We start from the raw sequence: 2,708 nt of genomic DNA on the forward strand, positions 1-2,708 counted from the left end.
CTGCCGCGCAGACTCCTAGTGTCGGCAGTACGCAGGATTCCGAACGACCCAATGAGGAAAATCCAAGCGTAACAAGGCGCTGCTGGAGCAGTCGGATATCCTGTCGGCGCAACGCGAGGTAATGCAGAAGGTTTTCGGCGCTTATACGATAGCCAGAGTCGAGTTCGTTGAGGCTAAATGGGGGGTGGGCAGCTATAGAGCAAAGGCTATCTCGAAGATTGGTGAGATCTTCCAGTAGCTCACCCATGTACTCAATCTCTGATGCAGTGAGGGCTCTCGGAGTTATTTCGTCCATTTCTGGCCTCCCCTGCTGCATGAAGCTTCATGCGCGGAATGTTTTCGATGCGAGGCTGACTAAATTCCATACAGTAATAGAGTCGTCCTGAAATGTGTCAGCGGTGTGACATTTTTGTTTCGGTGGTAACGACGCGGATTAAATTATTACCGAATTCGTGGAAGTGTTACGAAAAATGAGGCGCTTTCGCCATATTTTTATTGTGTAGCCATACGTCAACGACGAAATGCACGGCGCGAATCTGTCTGGAATAGGCGTGGAGGCAGCGAGTGAGCCGGGAGTTATCCCCAAATCCGAATGTTCGCTTTGCGACCAGGGCGTCCTCTGGGGACTCAGCTAAACAAAAGCGAACATTGGCCTGGCTTTCGGGAAATTGTAAGCTGACTCAAAACCACGTTCGTTGTTGACCCGTCTATAACTTCATAGTTTACCTTCTATCTGTAGTAGCAAAGTTGGGGGGTGTCATGTATCGAATCTCAGAGCTGGCTGCACAGCTCAGTCTGTCCCGATCAACTTTGTTGTATTACGAAAGAAAAGGACTAATCACTGGCAAGCGTCAGTCGAACGGATATCGATTTTACGGGGAAAAGGACCTCCAGCGCCTTCGGCTGTTTCAACAGCTACAAGCCGGGGGGCTGAGTCTCCAGGAGTGCAAGGACTGCCTCGATGGCAAGCTCGATAGAGACATGCTGCACCGCCGAATGGTGCAGTTGAATGCTGAGATCGAAGCAAAGCAGAGAGCAAGTCGCCTGCTTTCTGCATTGCTCGGTAAAGGCTCGTTGCGTTCCTGGCATCAGGTAACTGATCGGGTCGCACCCGACGCCTACCTGGATTGGATTAAACAGCAAGGCTTTAGTGAGCGGCAAGCCCTGCATTTGAAATGGTTATCTAAAGATATGAATCAACATGACCAATACATGGCCGACTTTATGGCCGTTTTCCAGGGCCTTGACCGGTGGGGACCAGGTTCTGAAGAAGATACTGTTAAAGCTCTGGCGCTAGTGCCTATCGTACCAACCCAAGTGGTCGATATCGGCTGTGGCAAGGGCCTTGCCACTATCATACTTGCCGAAAAGACTCAGGCTCAGGTCGTGGCCGTAGACAATGAAGCAAGCGCACTGGAGGCGTTGAAACAACGGCTTGTTGAGCAAGGTCTTCAAGACCGAGTGAGAACCGAATGCGCAAGTATGACGGATTTGCCATTCCAGACTGGCAGCTTCGATCTCATCTGGGCAGAAGCGTCGGCCTACGTTATGGGCTTTGAGAAAGCGCTTACAACTTGGAAAAAATTCCTGAAGCCAAAAGGCTGCATCGTGGTGAATGATTTGGTCTGGCTGACAGACACGCCAAGTCAGACCGCCGTGGACTTTTGGCATCAAGAATATCCTGACATGCAGTCAGTTTCTTTACGTGAGCAACAAATCCGGCGGGCGGGATATACGGTAATTGATCATTTTTCCCTGAGCCAGCAGGCATGGGCAAATTATTATGAACCTTTACGCTCACGCCTCAATGAATTGAAGCCTCAGATGGCAGAATCGATGGCACTGAACGACATTGATCGAGAGATTGGAATTATTGACCAGTATCTCGGTGAGTTTGGTTATGAGATGTTCATCTTGCAGGTCGATTAGATAGAACGGCTTGCTCCATCTCGAATGCCCGCTTTCCGGCCGTCCCGCATCCCGCGCGACACCTAAACAAAGGCGGACATGCTCGCTGCTATAGTAATCAGCGACCATGCAAAATTACACGTTCATGGTCGCTGTTCACCACAGATTCTACTGATCCCAGGTAGGAGCAAAGTCCGGATCTGCTATTCGGTGATTGCTATCCAACGTTGCTATTTCAGACATTTCCTTGTCAGATAAAACCAATTCCTTTCCCTTTAGATTCGATGCCAGATGCGCTCGTTTGGTAGATGAGGGAATCGCCACAATATCCCGTTGTCTTAACCAGGCAAGCACCACCTCTGGGATTCTTGCGTTGTGGCTTTCAGCAATTCCGTGCAGGGTCTCGTCTTCCAGAACTTTGCCGACTGCCAATGGCATGAAACCCGTTACCTCAATGCCATTTCGTTGGCAGAACTCGACTACTGCGTCATTCTGTAGGAAAGGATGGACCTCCACCTGGTTCGTCAAAATCTCGTCCTTTCCGGCAATGCCGATAGCACGTCTGATCTGTTCGATGGTGAAGTTGGAGATTCCGATCTCTTTCGCAAGACCCTGTTTCTTGGCTTCGACCAGCTCGACGATGTACTCCTGCATCGGGACTTCCTCATCCGGCGACGGCCAGTGGATCAGCAATAAATCAACGTAGTTTGTCCTCAATTTGGTAAGGCTCTCGCGCACACTGGGAATGAACTTGTCACGTGCCAAGTTTTCGTACCAAATGCGTATTCCGGCGAACGTGA

Annotated in this window: 2 protein-coding genes and 1 pseudogene; 1 reads left to right on the top strand and 2 read right to left on the bottom strand. The window is 50.2% G+C overall.

All coding sequences use genetic code 11. From position 1 onward, the window contains the following. Positions 1-295 (bottom strand): annotated as a pseudogene (locus Q669_RS19880) (pyruvate kinase); the annotation flags it as partial. 464 nt (positions 296-759) lie between these two features. Between Q669_RS19880 and Q669_RS11545 the strand changes: the two are divergent. Then, positions 760-1,929: a MerR family transcriptional regulator gene (locus Q669_RS11545; RefSeq protein WP_022992364.1), complete on the top strand. Its 1,170-nt coding sequence runs from the start codon at positions 760-762 to the stop codon at positions 1,927-1,929. Positions 1,930-2,076: 147 nt separating this feature from the next. Here the strand turns inward: Q669_RS11545 and Q669_RS11550 are convergent. Next, a partial coding sequence (locus tag Q669_RS11550; protein ID WP_022992365.1) for an aldo/keto reductase occupies positions 2,077-2,708 on the bottom strand: 632 nt, incomplete at its 5' end.

It is taken from the genome of Marinobacter sp. C1S70 (genome assembly GCF_000475355.1).
In the GTDB taxonomy this organism is placed as follows: Bacteria; Pseudomonadota; Gammaproteobacteria; order Pseudomonadales; family Oleiphilaceae; genus Marinobacter; species Marinobacter nauticus.

Excerpts from the sequence above, each read along its gene's own strand:
- Q669_RS11545 (WP_022992364.1), top strand. The coding sequence starts at position 760 with ATGTATCGAATCTCAGAGCTGGCTGCACAGCTCAGTCTGTCCCGATCA.